This window comes from Hamadaea flava (assembly GCF_024172085.1).
Taxonomy (GTDB): domain Bacteria; phylum Actinomycetota; class Actinomycetes; order Mycobacteriales; family Micromonosporaceae; genus Hamadaea; species Hamadaea flava.
Genome location: NZ_JAMZDZ010000001.1, coordinates 3,736,885 through 3,759,042, shown reverse-complemented (window position 1 = coordinate 3,759,042; position 22,158 = coordinate 3,736,885). Strand labels below are relative to the sequence as shown.

Genomic DNA, 22,158 nt, shown 5'->3' with positions numbered 1-22,158 from the left:
GATTCGCCATGCCTCTCGTGGCTGCGCTGGCGGTGCTCCTGGCGCCCGGCGCAGCCCACGCGGCTCCCTCCGAGTCCGAGCTCTCCAAACAGATCACCGAGGCGTCGACCAAACTGGAGAAGCTCGTCGAGCAGTTCAACAAGAGCACCGAGCAGGCCAAGTCGGTGCAGGCGCAGATCCAGCAACTGGAGACGTCGCTCGGCCCGCTGGCGCACCAGCGGGACGACGCTCGCCAGCGGGTCGCGAAGCTGGCCGCGTCGGCGTACGCCGGAAGCGGTCAGCTGGCGACCTGGAACGCCTTGCTCGGTACCTCGTCACCGACGGACGTGGTCGAACGCCTCGGCACGTTGCAGCAGCTCGCCGACACGCAGACGACGATGATCGAGTCGGCCCGCGACGCCGGGGACAAGTACGACGAGCAGAAGTCGGCGCTGCAGACGGCCCTGGCCAAGGCCCAGGAGGACGTGGCGAAGCTGGCCGCCCAGAAGAAGCAGATCGAGGGTGATCTGAAGAAACTGGAAGCCCAGAAGAAGCAGCTGTACGGCACGAGCAGTCAGACCTCCGGGCGATACACCGGGAAGATCCCGGCGGTCTCCGGAAAGGCCGGAGTCGCCGTGACGTACGCGTACAACGCGATCGGCAAGCCGTACGCCTGGGGCGCCGACGGACCGAGCAGCTACGACTGCTCCGGCCTGACCATGGCGGCCTGGAAGGCGGCCGGGGTGAGCCTCTATCACCACGCCGCCACCCAGTACGACGAGACCGCCCGGATCAGCCGGTCCCAGCTGGCACCAGGGGATCTGGTCTTCTACTCCGATCTCGGGCACGTGGCGATCTACGTCGGCAGCGGCAAGGTCATCCACGCCCCGACCTTCGGCGAATCGGTCAAACTCGCCAGCATCGACATGATGACGCCGTACGGCTACGGCCGAGTCAAGTCCTAGTCAGTAACAGCAGAAAGCCCCGCCCGATGTCGGGCGGGGCTTTCTGCGTACAACTGGGGCTTAGGCGGTCTGCAGGCCCTCGGCCCGAGCCAGCTCGCGGAGCCGGCCCAGCGCCTGGATCTCCAGCTGCCGGATGCGCTCGCGGGAGAGCGAGAAGCGCGACGCGACCTCGGTGAGCGAGTGCTCGCGGCCGTCTTCCAGGCCGTAGCGCGCCCGCATGATGCCGGCCGAGCGGTCGTCGAGGTGGTTGAGCAGGCCCTCGATCCGCTGACGCTCCAGGGCCGAGAGGACGATCTCCTCCGGCGACGGGGCGTCGGAGTCGGCCACCAGGTCACCCAGGTTGGTGTCGCCGTCGTCGCCGACCGGGGTGTCGAGCGACACGGTGTCCTGCGACCAGCGGATCAGCTCGTTGACCCGCTCGACGGGCACCTGGAGCGCGGCCGCGATCTGCTCCGGCTCGGGCTCGGAGCCCAGCTCGCGAGTGAGCTGCCGGGCGACGTTCCGCATCCGGTTGACGTCCTCGACGAGGTGCACCGGAAGCCGGACCGTACGCTCCTGCTGCGCGATCGCGCGGCTGATCGCCTGCCGGATCCACCAGGTGGCGTAGGTCGAGAACTTGTAGCCCTTGACGTAGTCGAACTTCTCGACTGCCCGAACCAGGCCGGTGTTGCCCTCCTGGATCAGGTCGAGCATCGGCATGCCGGACCGGACGTACCGGCGGGCGATCGACACGACCAGCCGCAGGTTGGCCCGGATGAACAGGTCTTTGGCGCGATTGCCCTCCGAGATCAGTAGCTCGAGCTCTTCCCGGCTGACCCCCTCGGGGATCTGGTCTTCGTCCAGCCAGTGCTCGGAGAGCAGGCCGGCTTCGATAGCCTTGGAGAGTTCGACCTCCTGGGCCGCGTCGAGCAGCGGCGTGCGGGAGATCTCGTGCAGGTAGACGCCGACGAGGTCACGCTCCTCGGCCACCTGGTCGGTGCGCAGGATCGTCATGTTCTCCACGTTCGGGTCCCTCCCCCGTAATTACCGCTACGGTGTGCGGTGCTGACATCTGCTTAACAGATGACCAACGGAGCTGATTCCTTCTCGCCGGTCTGAAAGTGTCACAGCTAACTGTGAAACCCCTGAAAGGCACATGCGACTTCGCTGATCAGCGCGATAAGCTGCGGTTTTCGGCGACCCCCTCGTCGCGCTTCAGCTCAACGCCGCGTTTGCCCTATTCATTCCACCGGATCCACCGCCGGTGAGCAGCGATCCAGGTCACTATGACGCTGCGATCCCGGTCACCGACGCTCATCTTTCGCCCCCTCCTTGCGATATAGAGACGCTTCAGGGGCATGATCGGTTGTCGTTTGATCATGGTGTGGCGCGAAAGAAGTACCCGGACGCCGAGACGGCTAACCTGAATGATCTTGAGCGGTGCCCGGATCTGGCCACTCGGCTCATGTCAAGAGGCACGACCGGCTGTCACGCTAACGGGTGACGGCTGGTGGCCCTGATGCGGGCGGCGCGGGAGACGCCGGTATGTTCACTGTGGACTCGGGCGGTGCCTGTGCGGGCTCGGTCGGTCTTACGGCACTCGGGAGACAGCCCGGGTGCCGTCTGCTCATGCGGACGGCTGATCGAACTCCCCAGCGCGTACTCCCGCGATGAAGTCGCGCCAGGTCTCGACGGAGAAGGCGATCGCGATCTCCGGACGAGTCGAGTTGCGCAGGCCGACGTTCTCGTCCAGGTCGGCGACCTCGACGCAGCTTCCGGACTCGCACTTGGTGCTACGCCGCCACACTGCGGCGCGCAGTTCCACCATCTGACACTCCCGATTGCCAGGGCTGGTCACTGCGGGTGTGCCGTCCATCATGGAGATCCACGCAGTGACAATGACGGAAGGGACGATATACCCTTTGTCCTTACTGGCAGTCAGCCAGGTGGGCGGTAAGCCAGGTGGCGGAGCGCTCGCTGACGGATTGCCAGCCCGGGGGAGCGGACGAGCACGGAGGAGGGCATGGAGCCCGCGACCAGCCGCCTGCACGGCCCGACCATCGCGCGCCGAAGGCTGTCTCAAGCGCTTCGAGCGGCGCGCGACGATACCGGCCGGACTCAGGAGCAGGCGGCCGACGCACTCGACTGGTCGATCTCGAAGATGATTCGGATCGAGAACGGCAAGACCAAGCCGACGGTCACCGACGTCAAGGCACTGTTGCAGCTCTACGGGGTCACCGAAGCTACGGAGATCGCGGAGTTCGTGGATCTCGCGCGGGCCACGCGTCAGCGCTCGTGGTGGGCGGAGTACCGCGACCAGCTGCCCGCCGGGTACGCCGAGTACGTGGCACTGGAGTCTGACGCTTCCAGCCTCTCGTTCTTCCAGCCGTTGGCCGTGCCTGGGTTGCTCCAGACCCCCGAGTACGCCCGCGCGATCCTGCGTACCGCGACTCTGGAGGGTCTGTCCGGCGAGGATCAGGAGCGCCGGGCCACGGTCCGTCAGTTGCGCCGTCAACACCTCGTCGAAGCCCAGGCCCGGCCGCAGATCAGCATCGTGCTGGACGAGGCCGTGCTGCTCCGCGTCGCCGGCTCGCCGGAGGTGATGCGCGAACAGCTGGAATACCTCGCCGGGTTCGAGGGCGACGCCAAGATCCAGATCCGGGTCCTGCCGTTCTCGGCCGGTGTTCATGCCATCACCAGCTCGTTCATCATCATGGAGTTCCCCTCGTCCTCCGACGCGGATCTCGTCTACGCCGAAAGCGCGCTCACCCTCCCCACCATCGTGGACAGCGCCGACGCGAGCGCCTACTGGAAGGCGTACCGGTGGCTCGAATCGGTGTCGCTGAGCTCGGCGGAGTCGTATCGGCGCATTGCTGAAGGCGCCCAGCGATTCCACTGAATTCATTCGCGATTCAGGTTCAGGTCAGACCGGAAATCGGCTCGCGTACGCGTGGCACACTCAAGGCATCGACGGATACGGCGAAAGGCGGGTGTCGATGTCCGATCGGGAACAGTGGCGTCGGGCGGCCGGCTGTGAGTCCACGTCCTGTGCGGAGGTTCGACGGGACGGCGACGACGTCCTGATTCGCAGTTCATTGGCTCCGGCCCAGATGGTCCGGTTGACCGACGAGGAGTGGCGGGTCTTCCGGGCCGGAGTCGCGGCCGGCGACTTCGACGAGCGGTCGGCCCGGGCCGAGTGATCGACGGCTGATCAGGTCTGCGGGAGCCCGACGGCGGTCGCCTGCGCGGCCTCGGCGATCTCCCGCAGCGTCGCTCGCGTGCCAGTTTCGTTTCTCGTAACACGCCGACTGTTGTTCCGCGTACGCACGGTGAGGAAAACTTCTCTCTCGTGTGGCTCCCCGTTGGCACCGCGCTCGGTGGACGATATGTCCTCACCGGCCGCCTCGCGATGGGTGGCGTCTCGCACGTCTACCGGGCCGTCGACAGCTTCGAAGGCAAAGCCCGGGCGGTGAAGTGTCTGTCCGGACGGGGCCGGGCATACTCCGTGACGAGTGAGCTGCTCCGGAACGAGGCCATGATCACTACGCGGCTGCGTCATCCGAACGTCCCGCGCCTCTACGACTATGGCGACGCCGCGCTCGCGGACGGGTCGACGATCGGCTTCATGGTCCTGGAGCTGCTCCAGGGCGAGTCGCTGTCCACCCGGATGGACCGCCGGACGCTGCTGCCGTGGCCGGAGGTGGCCCGGATCGGCGGAAGTGTCGCCGACGTGCTGGCGGTCGCCCATCGGCGCGGTGTCACGCATCGCGACCTCAACCCGGACAACGTCATGCTGACCCCGGTCGGTGTGAAGATCATCGACTACGGGCTCGCCGAGGCGACCGAGGACGGGCTCAGCCGGGCTGAGGACGTCTACTCGCTGGGCGTACTGGTCTATCGCATGCTCACCGGGAGTTCGCCGTATCAGACTCGCAGCATCGGGCGGCCGCGCCGGGGCGTACGGCCGAAGGCGTTGGCGCCCGCGCCGGTGCTCGCCGTGCCCGGCCTGCCGGGCGGGATCACCGATCTGGTCCGGGCCTGCATGGACAAGAACCCGTCCCACCGGCCGTCCGCCCGTGAGGTGTCCATCACGCTCTGGAGCCTGGTCACGGTGTGATCGGAGAACCCGGGAACTAATCTTGCCGAGCCGCCGACATACCAACGTCAGGGTCAGCCCACTGTCATGGTCAGCCGGACGTCAGGGTCGGCACGGCTTGTCAACGAGGGGGAATCAGGTGTTCACACGCAGGCTCGCGGCGGTCGCCGCCGGTGTCGCGCTGGGCGCGCTCGCGCTCGCCGGTCAGGCGTTCGCGCACGTCGAGGTCAGCGCCAAGCCCGCGCAGGCGCTCGCGACCGACGCGATGATCAGCTTCTCGGCCGAGGCCGAGAGCGGCTCCGCCGGGATCTCGTCGGTTCGCGTCGTGCTCCCGCAGGGCATCGCCCCCGCCGACGTCAGCCTCGTCTCCGCCCCGGCCGGCTGGAAGTTCACCCCCACCGCCGACGGCTACACGGTCGCCGGGACCGCGCTGAAGGTCAAGACCGACGCCGCGTACAAGATCAAGGTCAAGCAGCTCCCCAACGCCAAGAGCGTGGCCTTCAAGACTCTCGTCACCTACAGCAACGGAAATGTCGACCGCTGGATCGAGATTCCCACCGCGAGCGACCCCAACCCCGAGCACCCGGCGCCCATGCTGAAGCTCGCGGCTGCGGCTCCCGGTGCGACGCCCACCGAGGCTGCGCTGGTCTCGCCCTCGCCGTCGGACCCGGCCTCACCATCGACTGGTACGCAGGACGCAGCGACTGCCACGGCGACGACGGCAGCGGCGCCGGCCTCGGCCCCGATGGGCGCCGGCGCCTGGATCCTGCTGGCGGTGCTGGCCGTCGTCGCGCTCGCGCTCGGCATCACGCTGGCCCGCCGGAAGGCCGCTCGCCGGGCTCAGTAGGAGACGGGCAGATCCTCCGGGGCCGTCGCGCCGCGCCGCTCGGCCGCGGTGTTGCCGCGACGGACCACCGGAAGGTGTTCGGCCTCGCGAGCCTTGGCGAGGCCGAACCGGGGCATGTTCGCGTACACGCTCTCGAATCGCTGGTTCTGGACCTGGTAGGTCTCGTGCCAGACGCCGACGTCGCCGCTGCCGCCGACGAGCCGGTTGTACTTCTTCCAGGCTGGGCGGTGGGCGTATCGCGGGTCGCGGGCGAACCGCTCCAGTTGTTCCACCGACCGCCAGTACTGGATGAGCACCGGGCCGCGCGGGCCGATGGTCTGCAGGTAGCCGAGCAGACCGGCGTCGGGGTCCTTGGCCAGTTCCCGCAGCATGCGAGGCATGGCCGTGAACGCGTGCCACCACTTGTGGATCTTCCACGGCTTGTTGAACCGCATGCCGATGAGGAAGACCACGAAGTCTCCCTGGATGTCCGCGGTCATGCGGCCCGGAAACACGTGTGCCATGATGGAGACGTCCTTTCGGATAGCGGATATCCTCACTATCCATTAGCTCGGTCGCGGAGTCAAGGCGGAACAGGTGAAGGTCGGCGAACTGGTGGAGCGCAGTGGCGTACCGCTGCCCACGATCAAGTACTACCTCCGTGAGGGACTGCTTCCGGCGGGTACGCCGACCGGGCGCAATCAGGCCGACTACGGGCCGGAGCACCTGCGCCGCCTGCGGCTGATCCGGGCGCTGATCGACGTCGGCGGGCTCGGCATCACGGCGGTGAAAGAGGTGCTGCGCTCGGTCGACGACCCACGCCAGTTCGGCCACGAAGTCCGCGGCACGGCCCACTATCTGCTCACCCGACCGACCCGGGCGGACCGCTCCGCCCCGGAATGGGAGCAGGCCCGAGCCGAGGTGCTCGATCTGATCCGCCGCCGCGGCTGGCACGTCTATCCCGATCGGCCGGAGGTGGATCAGGTCGCCGACGCCGTGCACGCCATCCGCGCGCTGGGCCAGGACGACCTGCTCACCCTCCTCGACAGGTACGCCGAGTCCGCGGAACAGCTCGCCGAGGCGGAGGTAGGCGTCGTGATGCAACGCCCGGACCGCGCCGGCACCGTCGAAGCGGTGATCACCGGCACGGTCCTGGGCGAGGCGATCCTGGTCGCGCTGCGGCGCATCGCCCAGGAGCATGCCTCCTCGAAGTACCAGTAGGCGTCAGACGGGCGCCGGGGCGAGACGGCGTACGCCGATGCGGGCCGAGACCGCCGCCGCGATGAAGCACAGGGCACCGGCGGCGTACCAGGCCAGCGAATAGGAACCCAGTGCGTCCCGCACCACGCCGGCACCGGTCGCCGCGACAGCGGCGCCAATCTGATGCGAGGCGAAGACCCAGCCGAAGACGATCGGGCCGTCCGCGCCGAAGTGCGTACGGCACAACGCGATCGTCGGCGGGACCGTGGCCACCCAGTCGAGGCCGTAGAACACGATGAAGAACAGCATCGGCGGATGCGCCTGCGCGTCCAGCAGGTGCGACAGCAGCAGCAACGAGAAGCCGCGCAACGCGTAGTACGCCGCCAGCAGCAGTCGGGGATCCACCCGGTCGGTGAGCCAGCCAGAGGCGACGGTCCCGGCGATGTCGAAGATCCCGATCAGGGCCAGCAGCCCGGCGGCGGTCGTCTCAGGCATCCCGTGGTCGTGCGCCGCCGGGATGAAATGCGTACCGATGAGGCCGTTGGTGCTCGCACCGCAGATGGCGAAGCCCACCACGAGCGCCCAGAACGCGCCCGACTTGCCTGCCGTACGCAGACTGCCGAGCGCGCGGGCGGCGGCGTTCGCCGTCTTCGCGGGAGCGGCGACCGGCTCCGCCGGATCGGCCCCGTACGCCGTGGTGCCGACGTCGGCCGGGTGGTCGCGCAGCAGCCAGACCACGAGCGGCACGACGGCGAGCGCGGTCCCGGCGACGGTCAGCGCGGCGGTCCGCCAACCGTGCGTCGCCGTGAGGTTCGCCAGCAGCGGCAGGAAGATCAGCTGGCCGGTCGCCCCGGCGGCGGTGAGCACCCCGGTCACGATGCCGCGATGCTTGACGAACCAGCGGCCGGTGATCGTCGCGACGAAGGCCAGCGCCATCGAGCCGGTGCCGACCCCGACCAGCACGCCCCAGCAGAGGACGAGCTGCCAGCTGGCGGTCATGAACACGGTCAGTCCGCTGCCGAGGCTGACAACGGCCAGGGCGACCGAGACGACGCGCCGGATGCCGAACCGCTCCATGAGGGCTGCCGCGAACGGCGCCGTGAGCCCGAACAGCAGGAGGTTCACCGAGACGGCGGCCGAGATCAAGCCCCGGCCCCAGCCGAACTCCTCCTGCAACGGAGTGATCATCACGCCGGGGGTGGCGCGGAAGCCGGCCGCGCCGATGATCGCCACGAACGCGATCGCGGCCACGGACCAGGCGCGGTGGAAGCGGGTCGAAGTCGTCACGTGACCATGATCCGGCGTACGCCGACACGAGAGGAGTGGCCCGAGAGCCACTGTGTGAAAGAATCAGGCCATGACCGATCGGCATCACGTCGTCATCCTGGCCCTCGACGGGGTCGTCCCGTTCGACCTCGGCACGGCGACGCAGATCTTCCTGGCCGCCCGGGACTCCGCTGGAAACCGGCTCTACCAGGTCACGGTGTGTACGCCCGACGGCGGCGCTGTGCGTACCGAATTAGGCTTCGCGATCGTCCCCGACCACGGGCCGGAAGTGATCCCGACGGCCGACACCTTGGTGGTGGCGGGGGTGCACGGAACCGCAGCGTTGTCAGCGGGCGTGAACGACGCGGCCGTGACCGCCGCGCTCGCCGCACGTCGCCCGGGAGCGCGCCTGATGTCGATCTGCACCGGAGCGTTCGTGCTGGCCGCCGCCGGTCTGCTGGACGGCCGCCCGGCGACCACCCACTGGTTCTGGGCGGACACGTTCCGCGAGTTGTTCCCGAGCGTCGCGCTGCGCCCGGACGTGCTGTTCGTCGACGACGGCGACATCCTGACCTCGGCGGGCGTGGGCGCGGGCATCGACCTCTGCCTGCACGCGGTACGCCAGGACTTCGGCAGCGACGTCGCCAACCGCACCGCCCGGCGCTGTGTGGTCCCGCCGTGGCGCGACGGCGGCCAGTCGCAGTTCATCGAGCGGCCGGTGCCGTCGCCGACCGACACGAGCACCGCGACCACGCGGGCGTGGGCGATGGCGAGCCTGCACGAGCCGCTGGACCTGCGGACGCTGGCCCGCCACGCGAAGATGAGCGTACGCACGTTCACCCGCCGATTCCGGGAGGAGACCGGGGTCAGCCCGGCCGAATGGCTTGCCCGCCAACGGGTCGAGCACGCGCGCAAGCTCTTGGAGACGACCGATCTGCCGATCGACGCGGTCGCCCGGCAGGCCGGCTTCGGCACCGCGGTCTCCCTCCGGCAGCGGCTGCACGCGACCATCGGCGTCGCACCGAGTGCCTATCGGCGGACCTTCCGCATATAGTTCCTTCCGTGAATGTCCCGGGTCCGGTTCGCTGGTGGACGCCGCGGCAGCCCGGTTGGCTGCGCAACACCGTGATCGCCGTGATCGTAGGCCTGGCCGCCGGGTTCGGCGTACTGGCGGTGGTCGCGCCCCTGTCGCCCGACCCCGACGCCGTCGCGGGCGGCACTCCGCCGGCGTCGCCGTCGCCCTCCTCCTATTCGCTGTCCTTCCCGATGGTCTCCCTATCGCCTTCGGCGCTGCGTACGCCGTCGCGCTCGCGGTCGGCGTCCCCGTCCGCCGAATCGGACACGGCCGGCGTCGCCGCCCGGTACGGGGTGAAGGAGAGCTGGTCGGGTGGATACTCCGCGGAGATCGTGATCACCGCGATCCGGGCGACGGCGGACTGGACCATCGTGCTCACGATGCCCGACGGCGTGAACGTCTCGACCGCCTGGGAAGCCGACTACCGGCAGAACGGGCGTACGGTCACCCTCTCCCCGAAGAGCTGGAACCGCACCCTCGCCGCCGGTACGCAGATCGTCGCCGGCTTCCAGGCCCGCGGCAGCCAACAGCCGTTGAGCTGCGCAATCAACGCCACACCGTGTGCGTGACCAGCTCAATGGGCCTATCGTGAGGACGTGGCCGCTCGTAAGGTGCGCAGCCCGCTAGGCGCGAGAATCGTCGCCGTCCTCGGTGTTCTGCTGGCCCTCGCGGGGTTCGGCGGCATAGTGGCGGCCAAGTCCTTCCTGAACGACCTCACCAGCTCCATCGAGGTCGCCGACGTCGACGGGCATGGTGGGGCCAACGGCCGGCCGATGTCGGGGGCGATCAACCTCCTGTTGCTGGGCCTGGACACTCGGGAAGGCTGGGCGGAGAACACGTCCCGCGCCGACACGATCATGCTGCTGCACGTGTCCGCCTCCCACGACGAGGCGTACCTGATGTCGATCCCGCGAGACACCAAAGTGGACATACCTGCCTGGGCCAACTCGGGGTACGCCGGCGGCCGCGACAAGATCAACGCCGCGTACTTCTTCGGATCCCAGCAAGGCCAAGGCTGGCCGGGTGGAGCCGGGCTGATGAAACAGACCGTGGAACAGCTGACCGGGATCAGCTTCAACGGCCTCGCCGTCATCGACTTCAACGGCTTCAAGAACGTCATCGCCGCACTCGGCGGCGTCTACCTGTGCGTCGAGCACGACACCTGGTCGAGCCACTACATCGAGCAGAACGGCAAACCGGTCTACTACAGCTACGACGGGCAGGAACAACTCCCGAACAGCTGGATCCACAAGAAGGGCTGCCGGACCATGGCGGCCTGGGAGGCGCTGGACTACTCCCGGCAGCGCTACGGCCTGCCGAACGGCGACTACGACCGCCAGAAGCACCAACGCGAACTCATCAAGGCCATGGGAGCCAAGGCGACCAGCGCCGGCGTGCTCACCAACCCGGCCAAACTCGCCGAGCTGCTCAAGGCGGCGGGCGCCTCGCTCAAGCTCGACACCGGCGGCTACGACCCGGCCGACTTCCTCTTCAACCTCAAGGTGCTCGCCGCGGCGGACCTCGTCACGCTGAAGACCAACGCCGGCAGCTTCAACGAAGACCCCGCCGGGGGAGAGGCGTTGTCGGCCGGGACGATGCGGATGTTCGAGGCCGCTCGCGACGACACGTTGGGCACTTTCCTCGCGGACAATCCCGAGTACCTCAGCCCATAGCCTTCTTGTCGTCGACGGCGTTCCAAGTGCACGGAGGGGATCTTGGTATGGCCGCACTCGATCCGCGCGCCGAGATCAGCCTTCATACGACCGGCGAGTGGGTGACCGTCGAGCTACCGCTACTCCAGCCAGTCACGGGCGTGTGGGCTCGTCAATACGAGAGGTTGGCCCGCGCGGCAGCGGTACCGGCGGACGTGCACACCGATGACGAACGCGCGTGGATCGAGGCACGGCTGCCCGCGATAAGCCGTCCGGAGCAGGTCTCCGACACCCTGAACGCCGCGCGCGATCTTGTCGCAAGGACCGACCCGGCCGATGGGAGCCCAATCGGCTCGCCGGCCGAGACCAGCATCCGGGTGTGGTGGTCGAACGCGCGGCCGGAAAGTCCGTGGCCGATGATGTTGACGCTGGCCGTGGCGATCGGCGTGCAGTTCGCCCTGCCCTCGCGATTCAGCCTCGGGCCGGATTGGATCGTACCGGCGATTCTCGTGGCTCTTGCCGGTGCGCACGTCATCGTCGACCACGTACGGTTCGGGCGTCGCGCACTCCTCGGGCGCATTCTGACGATCGGGATCGCGACCATACTCGTGGCCAACGGGGCAGGTGTGACCTTCCGCCTCATCGACGATTTGATCAGCGGCGGCCCGGAGACGAACTCGCCCGGGGTTCTGCTGGGCGTGGGCTTCGGGGTGTGGATCTATACCGTGATCGTGTTCGCGTTCCTGTACTGGGTGCTCGACGGTGGTGGCGCGTCCGCTCGCGCGGTCTCGCCCGCCCGGCTTCGGGACCTGGCCTTTCCTCAGCACCTGAACTCCCAGGTGTCCGGGCCGGGCTGGCGGCCGAAATTCCTCGACTACCTCTATCTCGGGTTCACGAACGCGACCGCGTTCAGTCCCACGGATGTGATGCCGCTCGCGCTGTGGGCCAAGCTCGCAATGACGGTGCAGGCGATCACGTCGCTGGCAATCCTCGGCCTGGTAGTCGCCCGGGCGGTCAACATTCTCCAGTAGATAAGGCTGTGGGAGTTCCCGGCGTGGGCATTCGTATAGGTGCGCCCGGCAGGATTCGAACCTGCGGCCAACTGCTTAGAAGGCAGCTGCTCTATCCGCTGAGCTACGGGCGCGTGCAGATCACAGGGTACCTAAAGCGATGTTGAAACCCACCCGCTGGACGGCCTATTGGAGGTGTGCGTACGCGGGAGTAGGTTAACGCTCGTGGACGTGATGAGCACCACATTTCTGCCGGTGCTGGTCTCGCTCGACGAGCTGGATCCCCAGGACGAGGAGGACATAGTCCTCGACGAGTTCCTGGGCGGACTCGCGGTCGGCTATGCCTCAGGGCCGCCGTATCAGGGGCTCGTGACGTGGCGAGATCTGCGCCAGATCCGGCTGCATCCGCACGATCTTCGCCGATACGCCTTTGAATCGCTGACCAAATGGACGGCTGAGGTTCAGGTGGACGGGCGGCCACCGGTGTTGATGGTGTCATTCGGCGGGTGGGAGTCGTCAGCCGTGCTGCTCGACGAGTTCTGGGAGCGAATGGCGGCCCAGGTGCCGGGCGAGTTGGTGATCGGCGTACCGGCGCGGGATGTCGTCATGGTGACCGGGTCCGGGTCGCCGCTCGGCGTCGAGAAGGTACGCCGGGCGGTCGACCGGATGTTCTTCGCGGGCAGCCGGGGGCTGCTCAGCCGGGATCTGCTGGTGTGGCGGCGCGGTTGGGAGATTTGGCGGCACTATCCGCCGCATCCGCATTGAGGTTCGCCGTCAGCCAACTGTCGACCTCGGTGAACAGTCGCTCGCGTGCGGGCGGCCGGGACAGGGTGAGATCGTGCTTGCCGCCGGGGATTCGGACCACCGTCACCTGGTCGCCGAGGTTGGGCGCCCAGCGGACGATGTGGTCCACGTCGAGGACCGCGTCCATGTCGTGGGCGACCTCGTCCCAGCTGGGCTTCTTGAACGACGCGTCGGACGCCGTCACCAGGATCGGAACGTCGACCGCCAGCCCACGGCGTACGCGTAGATGGCCTTCGCGGATCGCGCGCAGCCAGCCGAGGCGGACGGGGAAGCTCTCGACCGGCTTCCAGGCCAGGTCATAGGTCCACTCGCCGTTGTGGTCGGCGTGGATGCTGCGGCCGTAAGTGCCCGACACGTTCATGGTGATTTTCCGGTAGTGCCCGAGCGAGGCCAGACCGGAGACGATGGGGGCGAGGGGACGCCGGATCAGCCACGGCGCGTTGAAGTCGAGGAACGGGCTGTTGAGGAACAGGCCGTCGACGTACTTCGCCTTGCGGCGCGAGTCCGCCCACAGCGAGCCGATCAGGCCGCCGGTGGAATGGCCGTTGATCAGGACCGTGTCGTGACCGTCCTCGGCCCGGATGATCCGGATCGCCTCGTCGATCTCCGGGAAGTACTCGGTGAGGCTGCGGACGAAGTTGGGGGTCTGGTGGCCGAGCAGCGAACGGCCGTACTTGCGCAGGTCGAGGGCGTAGAAGTCCCAGCCCCGGTCGGCGAAGAAGTCGGCGAGGTGGGTCTGGAAGAAGTAGTCGCAGAACCCGTGCAGATAGAGGACGGCGCGCTTGGTGGGCTGCTCGGCCCGCCGCCGGACCAGCGTCGCGACGACCGGGCCCTCGTCGTCGGACGGCAGGTCGATGATGTGCCGCTCGTACGGCGCACCCAGGATGTCAATCTCCACGATTACAAGTTACTCGTGAGTTGGTCCTAGCGAGTTATCCACACACGAACACTGTCCACAATATTGATGATCGTGACTTGCCGATTCGGCTCGGCGAGGCCACACGATATTCAGCATGTTCGAAACGCATATCACGGTAGTTGGAAACCTGCTCACCGCTCCGGAGTGGCGGCGTACCTCGAACTCGGGCCGGTTGGTGACGAGTTTCAAGGTCGCGGCGGGCACTCGGCGGCTGGAGCGCTCGACCGGTCAATGGGTCGACGGCAACGGCCTGCGCGTCCGGGTCACCTGCTGGCGCGAGCTGGCGAGCGGCGTCGCGTCCAGCCTCATGGTCGGCGATCCCGTCATCGTCTACGGCCAGATCTACACCCGGGACTGGGTGGACACCGAGGGCACCAAGCGGACCCTCTACGAGATGGAGGCGCTGGCCGTCGGCCACAATCTCGCCCGCGGCCGAGCCCGGTTCGCGCGGAACAAGCCGGTCTCCGCCAGCGAGATCGAGCCCGATCCGACCGAGCCCGTCCGCCTCGGCGGCGAGCCGACCGAACCCGCCCCGGAACAGCCCGTCGGCCTGTCCGCCGACGATCCGCTCAACGCCGTGGACGAACCCGGCTTCGGCCCGTACGGGTTCGGCTACGACGATCCCGTGCCGGCATTCGACATCGCCGACTTCGGCACGCCTGCCACCACGGCGGACGGAGACGACGCCGACGACGATGACGACGCCGATCACGACGCCGACCACGACGCCGACCATGACGAGGCCGACGGCGACGTCGCGGACCGTCGCTCGGCGCTGGCCGCCGTCTGACCGAGCCCCCGTTCGGCGCGGCTCCCCGACGCGACGAACGGGACCGGGCCGGCTTCGACGGATCGCTGCGTTTGGCGGAGCGCAGTCCAGACACGGTTCGTCGAAGCCGGCCCGCACCTACGGGCGGCGCGGTTGAGGGGCACGCGCCGCCCGTAGGCCGAACCGCACACCGAAGCGGCCGAGGGCCCGTGCCGGCGGCCAACCGCACGTCGGAAGCGGCCGAGGGCTCGTGCCAGCAGGCCAACCGCACGTGGGAGGCGACCGAGGGCTCGTGCCGTCGGTAGGGCCTAACCGCTTGTGGCAGCTCGATGTGAGGAGGTGGAAGGGTGACCCGGCATGAGGCGGCGATCGCCGCATCCGTCCGCGACGCGGCACTCGAACTCGGCCGGCGACTCGGCGACGAGGACTTCCGCCGGTTCCTCCGGAAGGGTGGCTGGCGTGGCGGCGACGTGATCGTCACGGTGAGCCAGGAGCCGGCGGAGGCGGCGTTGTCCCGGCTCATCACCACCACGACGCCACCGGTGCTGGTGGCGCTGCGGCGCCCGTCCGGCTTCGTCTTCCTGACGCTGCGGCCCACGCGCTGGTGGCATAGGCGGCAGCGGCCGTTGGCTTCGGCGGTGGCCCCGGAGACGACCATGGGCATGCTCTCCGACTGGGTGCGGCGGGGGACCGTCGTGGCACCGCGGCCGACCCCGTGGTTCACGATCAGGACGCTCGGGCGCGCTGAGCGCTGAGCGCTGAGCGCTGAGGCTGAGCGCTGAGGCTGAGCGCTGGGCGCCGGGGGTTACTTAGGGCCGGGTACTGAGCGCTGGGGGACTGAGCGCTGGGGTACTGAGCGCTGGGGTACTGAGCGCGCCGGGTTACTGAGCGCCGAGTGCCCAGGACGAACCAGCGCTGGGCGTACTGGGCGCTGGGCGTATTGGAGGCGGCTTTAGGCTGATCACGAGTGGCAAACCATGGTCAGGAGGTTCGGGTGCGCGAGGTGGACGCCGCGGGGATGGCGGCCGGATACGCGTTGGACGCTCTGGTGGGCGATCCACGCCGGTTCCATCCAGTGGCCGGGTACGGCAAGGCCGCCGGGACCCTGGAGCGCCTGCTCTACGCGCCCAGCCGCGCCGACGGGGCGATCTTCACGGCGGCGGCGGTGGGCGTACCGGTGGTGGCGGCGATCGTGGCGAACCGGATGACCCGGAAGCGGCCGCTGGCTCGGTTCGCTCTCGTCACGGCGACCACCTGGGCGGTGCTCGGCGGGCGGTCGCTGCGCCGGGAGGCGGCGGCGATGGCGGACTCGCTCGAAGCCGGCGACCTCGGAGCCTCGCGCGATCGCATCACCCATCTGTGCGGTCGCGATCCGGCCGCGTTGGACGAGAGCGACCTGGCGCGGGCCACCGTCGAGTCGGTAGCCGAGAACACCTCCGACGCCGTGGTCGCCCCACTCGTGTGGGGTGCGGTCGCGGGTCTTCCCGGCCTCGTCGGCTATCGCGCCGTCAACACGCTCGATGCCATGGTGGGTCACAAATCTCAGCGGTACGCCGACTTCGGGACCGCCGCCGCGAAACTCGACGACGCCGCGAACCTGATTCCGTCCCGCTTGACCGCCCTGCTGACCTCGATCGCCGCGCCCGTCGTCGGCGGGGGAACCCGGCGTACGTGGGAGGTCTGGCAGCGGGACGGCGGGAAGCACCCGTCGCCGAACTCCGGCCAGTGCGAAGCGGCATTCGCGGGCGCCCTCGACGTGACACTCGGCGGTGAGAACGTCTACTTCGGACGGACCGAGGTACGCCCCTCGCTCGGCGACGGTGGCAAGCCCGCGGCGGCCGACGCGCGACGGGCGGCGAAGCTGAGCGGGGTGGTGGGGCTGGCCGCGCTCGGCGTGGCGGTCGTGACCCGCCTCGCGCGGCGGGCGCGATGAGCTACGGACTGCTCGTCGCCGGCACGACGTCGGACGCGGGCAAGAGCGTGGTCACCGCCGGGATCTGCCGCTGGCTGGCCCGGCGTGGCGTGAAGGTCGCCCCGTTCAAGGCGCAGAACATGTCGAACAACTCGGCGATCGCCATCCGGGCCGACGGGACGGGCGGCGAGATCGGCCGGGCGCAGGCGTTGCAGGCCGCCGCGTGCGGGCTCGAACCCGATGTCCGGTTCAATCCGGTCCTGCTGAAGCCGGGCAGCGACCTGTCCAGTCAGGTGGTCCTGCTCGGGGACGCGGTCGATCACATCACCGCTGAGAACTTCCGGTCCCTCAAGCCGAGACTGGCCGAGACCGCCTTCGCCACGCTGGCCGAACTCCGAGCGGAGTACGAGGTCGTGGTCTGCGAAGGTGCGGGCAGCCCGGCCGAGATCAACCTGCGGGACGCGGATTTCGTGAACATGGGTCTGGCCCGGCAAGCCGGGCTGCCGGTCGTGGTCGTCGGCGACATCGATCGCGGCGGCGTCTTCGCGTCGTTCTACGGCACCCTCGCCCTGTTGGACGCGGCCGACCAGGCGCTGCTCTCGGGTTTCATCGTGAACAAGTTCCGGGGCTCACTCGATCTGCTGGCACCGGGGCTCCGCACGCTGGAGCAGCTCACCGGCCGGCCGGTGCTCGGCACCCTGCCGTTCGACCTGGACCTGTGGCTGGACGCCGAAGACTCGCTCGCGTACGGGCGGGTGCTGGGGCGTCCGGCCGCGCCGCGCGGGGAGCAGTGGCTGCGGGTGGCGGTCGTGCGGCTGCCCCGGGTCTCCAACGCCACCGACGCCGAGGCGCTGGCCGTCGAGCCGGGCGTCGCCGTCCGGTTCACCGCCGAACCGGCCGAGGTCGCGGCGGCTGATCTCGTCGTGCTGCCAGGCTCGAAGTCCACGGTCGCCGATCTCGCCTGGCTTCGCGAGACCGGGCTGGCCGACGCGGTGCTGGCACACGCCGCGGCCGGGCGGCCGGTGCTCGGCATCTGCGGCGGCTACCAGATGCTCGCCCGGACCATCCGCGACGACGTCGAGAGCCGGGCGGGGGAGGTCGCCGGGCTGGGGCTGCTCGACGTCGACGTGGAGTTCGCTCCCCGCAAGGTGCTGGGCCGGCCGGTCGGGACGGCGCTCGACACCGAGGTACGCGGCTACGAGATCCACCACGGCCGGATCAGCCGGATGGGGCGGCTTTCGCCGTTCGTCGGCGACGACGGGGTCAGCGACGGGCCGGTCTTCGGTACGCATTGGCACGGCGCGTTCGAGTCGGACGAGTTCCGCCGGCGCTTCCTGCGGCTGGCGGCCGGGCTGGCCGGCCGGGACGGCTTCGAACCCGCCCCGGACACCGACTTCGCCGCGGTCCGGCAGGCCACTGTGGACCGTCTCGGCGACCTGGTCGAGGCGCATCTCGACACCGACGCGCTCTGGCAGTTGATCGAGCAGGGGCCGCCCGCCGGCCTTCCGGCCATTGCCCCCGGCGCGGCATCAGGAGCCACCCCATGAGCGACGTACGCCGCCTCGATCGGCGTACCGCCGCTGAGGTCGCCGACGAGATCCTGGCCAAGGAACCCCGCTCGGGGCGGACGAGGATCGTCGCGATCGACGGGCAGAGCGGCGCGGGCAAGACGACGTTCGCCGGGGAACTGGGTACCGCCCTGCTCGAACGGGGCGCCTCGGTCGACCTCGTGCATACCGACGACCTGCTCGACGGGTGGGACGACCAGTTCACCTTCTGGGAACGGCTGGAGCGGGAGGTGCTCCGGCCGCTGGGTCGGGGTGAGGCCGGACGCTATCACCGGTACGACTGGATCGACGAACGCTTCGTCGACGAGGTCACCGTGGTGCATCCGGTCGACGTCGTCCTCGTCGAAGGCGTCTCGACCGGGCGCGCTGCCATGCGGCAGCTCGCCGACCTGACGGTTTTCCTCGGCGTACCAGATGATTTGGCCTGGGAGCGATTGCGAGCCCGGGATCCGGCGGAGGCGATGCCGTTCCTGCGCGTGTGGAAGGCGCGCGAGGCCGGTCACTTCGCCGCGGACCGGACGGCCGACCTGGTGGATGTCCTGATCACGATCTGACGGGTCGTTAGGATCAAGGCCATGACCACACCCACCCTCAGCGTCGAGGAGCTGCGCGCGGCGGTGGAGCGCGAGCTCCCCGGTGTTCGCGCGGACCTGGAGCGGCTGGCCCGCATCCCGGGCATCGCCTTCGACGGATTCGACTTCACCCCGCTCGAGCGCTCCGCCGAGGCGGTTGCGGAGCTGCTGCGCGGCTGCGGCCTGGACACCCAGATCGCCCGGATCGGCGACGGGCACCCGGCCGTGATCGGCGTCAAGCCGGCCCCGCCCGGCGCGCCGACCGTCCTGCTCTACGCCCACCACGATGTCCAGCCCGTCGGCGACCTGTCGCTCTGGGAGAGCGACCCGTTCGAGCCGGTGGAGCGGGACGGGCGGCTCTATGGCCGCGGCTGCGCCGACGACAAGGCGGGTGTGCTGGCCCACGTCGCGGCGCTGCGGGCGTTCGGCTCCGGCACGGCCGACGACCGGCTGCCGGTGGGCGTCGTCGTCTTCGTCGAGGGTGAGGAGGAGTTCGGCTCCGCCTCGCTGCCGGCGCTGCTGGAGGCGTACAAGGAGACGTTGCGCAGCGACGTCATCGTGATCGCCGACTCGGGCAACTGGGACATCGGCGTCCCGGCGCTGACCACCTCGCTGCGCGGCATCGTGAACATGTTCGTCGAGGTCAAGGTGCTGAAGCAGGCCGTGCACTCCGGCATGGCCGGCGGTGCCGTGCCGGACGCGCTGATGACGCTGTCGCGGCTGCTCACCACGCTCCACGACGACAACGGTGACGTGGCCGTCGAAGGACTCGTCTCGACCGCCGCCGCGCCGCTGGACTACCCGGAGGACCGGTTCCGCGAGGAGACCGGGCTGCTCGACGGCGTCGAGTTCATCGGCACGGGGCGCATCGTCGAGCGGCTGTGGACCAAGCCGTCCATCGCGATCCTCGGTGTCGACGCGCCACGGACCGGCGAGGCGCCCAACGCCATCGTCCCGACGGCCAAGGCCAAGATCAGCATTCGGCTCGCGCCGGGCGACGACCGCAAACGGGCGTACGAGATCATGAAGGCGCACCTGGAGAAGCACGTGTCGTGGGGCGCCCACGTCGACGTGACCTTCGAGCACGACGGCGACCCGATCGTCATCGACGCGACGGGCCCGGCCTACGACGCCGCCCGCGCCGCGTTCCGGGAGGCCTGGGACGGCACCGAGCCGGTGGACATCGGCGTCGGCGGCTCGATCCCGTTCATCGCCACCTTCACCGAGGCGTTCCCGGGAGCGTCCGTGCTGGTCACCGGCGTCGAGGACCCGTACGCCAAGGCGCATGGCCCGAACGAGAGCCTCCACCTGGGCGAGTTCGCCAAGGTCTGCCTGGCCGAGGCGCTGCTGCTGCGCAACGTCGCCGCGCTGTGAGCTACTGAGCTGGAGCCACGCGGGCGGGCCTTCGGGCCCGCCCGCACTCGCTCAGAGTGCCGCCAGGGACCGGATGTAGTTCACCTGGCTCTGCAGGTTGGCGACCTGCACCTGGCTGTTCACGGGGATGCGGGCCACGTAGTGCCGCCCCGCGCTCGTCACGCTGACCACCACCATGCCGGTGTAGTAGGTCTCCTTGGCCAGCAGGAACAGGAAGTTGAAGATCGGGATGCAGAAGAACGTCAGGATGCACAGCACGATGGCCCAGACCGGGATCTTCGAGTGCGCCTGCCACTGGTCGGTCACGACCCACTGCGAACCGCGGAGCGGCATCTCGCCCGTCGGCGTGTAGATCGTCGTGGAGCTGACCGAGATCTCGCCGACCCGGGCCACGATCGGCAGCGGCGGCGCTGGGACAGCCGGCGGCGCGGCTTCCATCGGCGGCGGAGCGACCGGAGACACCGGCTCGGCGTAGTGATACGCCGGCTCCGCAGGTGGATACGCCGGATACGCGGGTTCCGCCGGAAGCGCTGGAGGCATGGCGTGCGTCGTCATGAAGGGGTCGACCGGGGTGGGATCCGGCTCCGAGACGGTCATGGCCACCAGGTTAGGGGACGGGTGCAGCCTCCGGGGAGCCCGCCACCCGATCGCTCGGCCCGGACGCCGGCTGGCTGATCTCCTTGCGCAGCAGGTAGACGAAGCCGACGAGGGTCAGCCCGGCGAACAGCCACCACTGCACCACGTACGCCGCGTTCTGCCAGGCGTTCTGTGTCGGCACCCCGACCGGGGCGGCCGTCACGCCGGGCGTGCCGTCAATCGCCAGCACGTACGCGTCGTAGACGGCGTACTGGTTGAGGTAGCGCGCGATCGGCCCGGTGGCGATCCGGCGGATCTCCGTCTTGCCGTCCACCGTGACCGTGTCGGTCCCGCCACTCTCGGAGGGATGCACCCGGCCGACCACCGTGACGGTGCCGGTGGGCGCGGCGGGGATGTCCGGCGCGAGGGTCGGGCCCTTGGGGTTGGCCGGAATCCAGCCACGGTCGATCAGCACGGCCGTCCCGTCCGCCTGGACGAGCGGCGTGACCACCTCGAACCCGGCCTGACCCTGCCCGGTGCGGTTGCGTACCAGCAGCTCACGGGAGCTGTCGTAGACGCCCGTCACGGACACTCGGCGCCAGGTGACGTCGTCCGGCGTACGCGCGCCGACGGTGCCGGCGCCGCCTTCGGGACGCGGCAGGATCGAGGTCGCCGGGACCGGCTCGCCGGATTCACCCGCGGCGATGCGATCGTTCACCGCCGACCGCAGCTCATAGCGGTCGAGCTGCCAACGGCCGAGGAACACCATGATCGCGGCCAGGGCCAACGCCACGACGAAGAGCCCCAGCCAACGGGCGGTCAGCACAGTACGCACCAGGTGAGCGTACCCATGTGCGGGCGATCACCGATTGGGAGCATCTTGTCAGCGGGCGTCCAGCACGAAGAGCGGCATCGCGACAGAACATTGGGTAAGGTGCCCTTTGGCCCTGGGCAACCCGGGCTCGCCGAGCGATCGGAGTCAGCATGTCGGAAGTTGCGGTGCGGCGCTTCCCCACCCTGACGGTAGCCACCCCCCGGCTCGACGTACGCCCCCTCGAGGCGGACGACGCCAAGCCGGTCGGCGAGATCTTCGCCGACAAGCTGGTTCAGCGGTGGCTGCCGTTCCCGAAGGAGTTCGGGCAGATCGAGGGGCGGGCCTGGTGTACCGAGTTGGCCACCGAACGCCGTGACAGCGGTGCGGGCGATCACTACGGGATCGTCCGGCGCGAAGACGGCGCACTGGTCGGCTCGCTGTGGACCAAGCGCACCGACTGGGCGTCCCGGGTGACCGAAGTCTCCTACGCCGTCGCCTCCGACATGCGCGGATTCGGCTTCGCCCCCGAGGCCGTCGACGCGCTCAGCCTGGCGCTCCTGCTCGAACACGGCTTCCAGCGGGTCGAGCTGCGGGTAGCCCCGGGCAACCTGGCCTCCCGCCGGGTGGCGGAGAAGGCCGGCTTCACCTACGAGGGCCTCATGCGCAACGCCGGGTTCGTGCACAGCGGCCGGGTCGACCTCGAGGTCTGGTCGCTCGTCGCCGCCGACCTCAAGTAAGGCGTACCGAGAAGTCAGGCTTCCCGAGCAGATCAGGGTTCTGGGTCGAATCTTTGTGCAAGATT

Annotated in this window: 25 protein-coding genes and 1 tRNA gene; 18 read left to right on the top strand and 8 right to left on the bottom strand. The window is 69.2% G+C overall.

The window, feature by feature from the left end; genetic code table 11:
• Positions 1-8 precede the first annotated feature (8 nt).
• Positions 9-944, top strand: a complete 936-nt coding sequence (locus tag HDA40_RS17635; RefSeq protein WP_253757210.1) for a C40 family peptidase — start codon at positions 9-11, stop codon at positions 942-944.
• 60 nt (positions 945-1,004) lie between these two features.
• Here HDA40_RS17635 and HDA40_RS17630 read toward each other — a convergent pair whose 3' ends face one another.
• Together HDA40_RS17630 and HDA40_RS17625 are read right to left on the bottom strand one after the other, a co-directional pair.
• A complete protein-coding gene (locus HDA40_RS17630; protein WP_253757208.1) occupies positions 1,005-1,937 on the bottom strand; it encodes a sigma-70 family RNA polymerase sigma factor in 933 nt (310 codons plus the stop codon).
• A gap of 613 nt (positions 1,938-2,550) precedes the next feature.
• Entirely contained in the window at positions 2,551-2,751 is a 201-nt protein-coding gene (locus HDA40_RS17625; RefSeq protein WP_253757206.1) for a DUF397 domain-containing protein, read from the bottom strand.
• 195 nt (positions 2,752-2,946) lie between these two features.
• On the opposite strand from HDA40_RS17625, the gene HDA40_RS17620 reads away from it, so the two are divergent.
• The 4 genes from HDA40_RS17620 to HDA40_RS17605 all read left to right on the top strand — a co-directional run bounded on the left by HDA40_RS17620 (position 2,947) and on the right by HDA40_RS17605 (position 5,866).
• Positions 2,947-3,822, top strand: coding sequence for a helix-turn-helix domain-containing protein (locus tag HDA40_RS17620; RefSeq protein ID WP_253757205.1), 876 nt, complete (start codon positions 2,947-2,949; stop codon positions 3,820-3,822).
• 97 nt (positions 3,823-3,919) lie between these two features.
• Positions 3,920-4,123, top strand: coding sequence for a DUF397 domain-containing protein (locus tag HDA40_RS17615; RefSeq protein ID WP_253757203.1), 204 nt, complete (start codon positions 3,920-3,922; stop codon positions 4,121-4,123).
• 149 nt (positions 4,124-4,272) lie between these two features.
• Positions 4,273-5,040 (top strand): serine/threonine-protein kinase, encoded by a 768-nt coding sequence (locus HDA40_RS17610; RefSeq protein ID WP_253757201.1) that lies wholly within the window; start codon positions 4,273-4,275, stop codon positions 5,038-5,040.
• A 118-nt stretch (positions 5,041-5,158) separates the two neighbouring features.
• Positions 5,159-5,866: a DUF1775 domain-containing protein gene (locus HDA40_RS17605; RefSeq protein ID WP_253757199.1), complete on the top strand. Its 708-nt coding sequence runs from the start codon at positions 5,159-5,161 to the stop codon at positions 5,864-5,866.
• Here HDA40_RS17605 and HDA40_RS17600 read toward each other — a convergent pair.
• A complete protein-coding gene (locus HDA40_RS17600; protein WP_253757197.1) occupies positions 5,860-6,345 on the bottom strand; it encodes a DUF4188 domain-containing protein in 486 nt (161 codons plus the stop codon). The two genes, HDA40_RS17605 and HDA40_RS17600, sit on opposite strands and share 7 nt — an antisense overlap.
• 97 nt (positions 6,346-6,442) lie before the next feature.
• Here HDA40_RS17600 and HDA40_RS17595 point away from each other — a divergent pair, with 97 nt between their 5' ends.
• Entirely contained in the window at positions 6,443-7,066 is a 624-nt protein-coding gene (locus HDA40_RS17595; protein ID WP_253757195.1) for a MerR family transcriptional regulator, read from the top strand.
• Positions 7,067-7,069: 3 nt separating this feature from the next.
• Here the strand turns inward: HDA40_RS17595 and HDA40_RS17590 are convergent, their stop codons facing one another.
• Positions 7,070-8,383 (bottom strand): MFS transporter, encoded by a 1,314-nt coding sequence (locus tag HDA40_RS17590; RefSeq protein ID WP_372502885.1) that lies wholly within the window; start codon positions 8,381-8,383, stop codon positions 7,070-7,072.
• Positions 8,384-8,402: 19 nt separating this feature from the next.
• Here HDA40_RS17590 and HDA40_RS17585 point away from each other — a divergent pair, with 19 nt between their 5' ends.
• Genes HDA40_RS17585 through HDA40_RS17570 form a run of 4 tightly spaced genes read left to right on the top strand, consistent with a single transcriptional unit; the run spans position 8,403 to position 12,069 of the window.
• Positions 8,403-9,365 (top strand): GlxA family transcriptional regulator, encoded by a 963-nt coding sequence (locus HDA40_RS17585; RefSeq protein WP_253757191.1) that lies wholly within the window; start codon positions 8,403-8,405, stop codon positions 9,363-9,365.
• A gap of 8 nt (positions 9,366-9,373) precedes the next feature.
• Complete coding sequence (locus tag HDA40_RS42145; protein ID WP_253757189.1) at positions 9,374-9,955, top strand: cellulose binding domain-containing protein; 582 nt, start codon at positions 9,374-9,376, stop codon at positions 9,953-9,955.
• 27 nt (positions 9,956-9,982) lie between these two features.
• On the top strand, positions 9,983-11,059 hold the full coding sequence (locus HDA40_RS17575) for an LCP family protein (protein ID WP_253757187.1): 1,077 nt from the start codon (positions 9,983-9,985) through the stop codon (positions 11,057-11,059).
• Between the two features lie 47 nt (positions 11,060-11,106).
• Positions 11,107-12,069, top strand: a complete 963-nt coding sequence (locus HDA40_RS17570; protein WP_253757185.1) for a hypothetical protein — start codon at positions 11,107-11,109, stop codon at positions 12,067-12,069.
• Positions 12,070-12,109: 40 nt separating this feature from the next.
• Here the strand turns inward: HDA40_RS17570 and HDA40_RS17565 are convergent.
• Positions 12,110-12,182 (bottom strand) — tRNA-Arg (locus HDA40_RS17565).
• A 91-nt stretch (positions 12,183-12,273) separates the two neighbouring features.
• Here HDA40_RS17565 and HDA40_RS17560 point away from each other — a divergent pair.
• Positions 12,274-12,813 carry a DUF1444 domain-containing protein gene (locus tag HDA40_RS17560; RefSeq protein WP_372502884.1) on the top strand — a complete coding sequence of 180 codons (540 nt, stop codon included), beginning with the start codon at positions 12,274-12,276 and terminating at the stop codon, positions 12,811-12,813.
• On the opposite strand, the gene HDA40_RS17555 is transcribed toward HDA40_RS17560, so the two are convergent.
• Positions 12,743-13,750, bottom strand: a complete 1,008-nt coding sequence (locus HDA40_RS17555; protein ID WP_253757183.1) for an alpha/beta hydrolase — start codon at positions 13,748-13,750, stop codon at positions 12,743-12,745. The two genes, HDA40_RS17560 and HDA40_RS17555, sit on opposite strands and share 71 nt — an antisense overlap.
• A gap of 115 nt (positions 13,751-13,865) precedes the next feature.
• Between HDA40_RS17555 and HDA40_RS17550 the strand changes: the two genes are divergently transcribed.
• The 6 genes from HDA40_RS17550 to HDA40_RS17525 all read left to right on the top strand — a co-directional run bounded on the left by HDA40_RS17550 (position 13,866) and on the right by HDA40_RS17525 (position 19,966).
• A complete protein-coding gene (locus HDA40_RS17550) occupies positions 13,866-14,561 on the top strand; it encodes a single-stranded DNA-binding protein (protein WP_253757181.1) in 696 nt (231 codons plus the stop codon).
• A 326-nt stretch (positions 14,562-14,887) separates the two neighbouring features.
• Positions 14,888-15,295, top strand: a complete 408-nt coding sequence (locus HDA40_RS17545) for a hypothetical protein (RefSeq protein WP_253757179.1) — start codon at positions 14,888-14,890, stop codon at positions 15,293-15,295.
• Between the two features lie 239 nt (positions 15,296-15,534).
• The gene (locus tag HDA40_RS17540; RefSeq protein WP_253757177.1) at positions 15,535-16,473 is read left to right on the top strand and encodes a cobalamin biosynthesis protein; all 939 of its coding nucleotides are present in this window, start codon (positions 15,535-15,537) and stop codon (positions 16,471-16,473) included.
• Positions 16,470-17,999 (top strand): cobyric acid synthase, encoded by a 1,530-nt coding sequence (locus tag HDA40_RS17535; protein WP_253757175.1) that lies wholly within the window; start codon positions 16,470-16,472, stop codon positions 17,997-17,999. Before HDA40_RS17540 ends, HDA40_RS17535 begins: the two co-directional genes overlap by 4 nt.
• The gene (locus tag HDA40_RS17530) at positions 17,996-18,574 is read left to right on the top strand and encodes a uridine kinase family protein (RefSeq protein ID WP_253757173.1); all 579 of its coding nucleotides are present in this window, start codon (positions 17,996-17,998) and stop codon (positions 18,572-18,574) included. The genes HDA40_RS17535 and HDA40_RS17530 overlap by 4 nt, the downstream gene beginning before the upstream one ends.
• A 21-nt stretch (positions 18,575-18,595) precedes the next feature.
• Entirely contained in the window at positions 18,596-19,966 is a 1,371-nt protein-coding gene (locus HDA40_RS17525; protein ID WP_253757171.1) for a dipeptidase, read from the top strand.
• A gap of 51 nt (positions 19,967-20,017) precedes the next feature.
• Here the strand turns inward: HDA40_RS17525 and HDA40_RS17520 are convergent, their stop codons facing one another.
• Entirely contained in the window at positions 20,018-20,563 is a 546-nt protein-coding gene (locus tag HDA40_RS17520; protein ID WP_253757169.1) for a hypothetical protein, read from the bottom strand.
• A 10-nt stretch (positions 20,564-20,573) separates the two neighbouring features.
• A complete protein-coding gene (locus HDA40_RS17515; protein WP_253757167.1) occupies positions 20,574-21,377 on the bottom strand; it encodes an SURF1 family cytochrome oxidase biogenesis protein in 804 nt (267 codons plus the stop codon).
• 149 nt (positions 21,378-21,526) lie between these two features.
• Between HDA40_RS17515 and HDA40_RS17510 the strand changes: the two genes are divergently transcribed.
• On the top strand, positions 21,527-22,093 hold the full coding sequence (locus HDA40_RS17510; RefSeq protein ID WP_253757165.1) for a GNAT family N-acetyltransferase: 567 nt from the start codon (positions 21,527-21,529) through the stop codon (positions 22,091-22,093).
• The last annotated feature ends 65 nt before the right edge of the window (positions 22,094-22,158 follow it).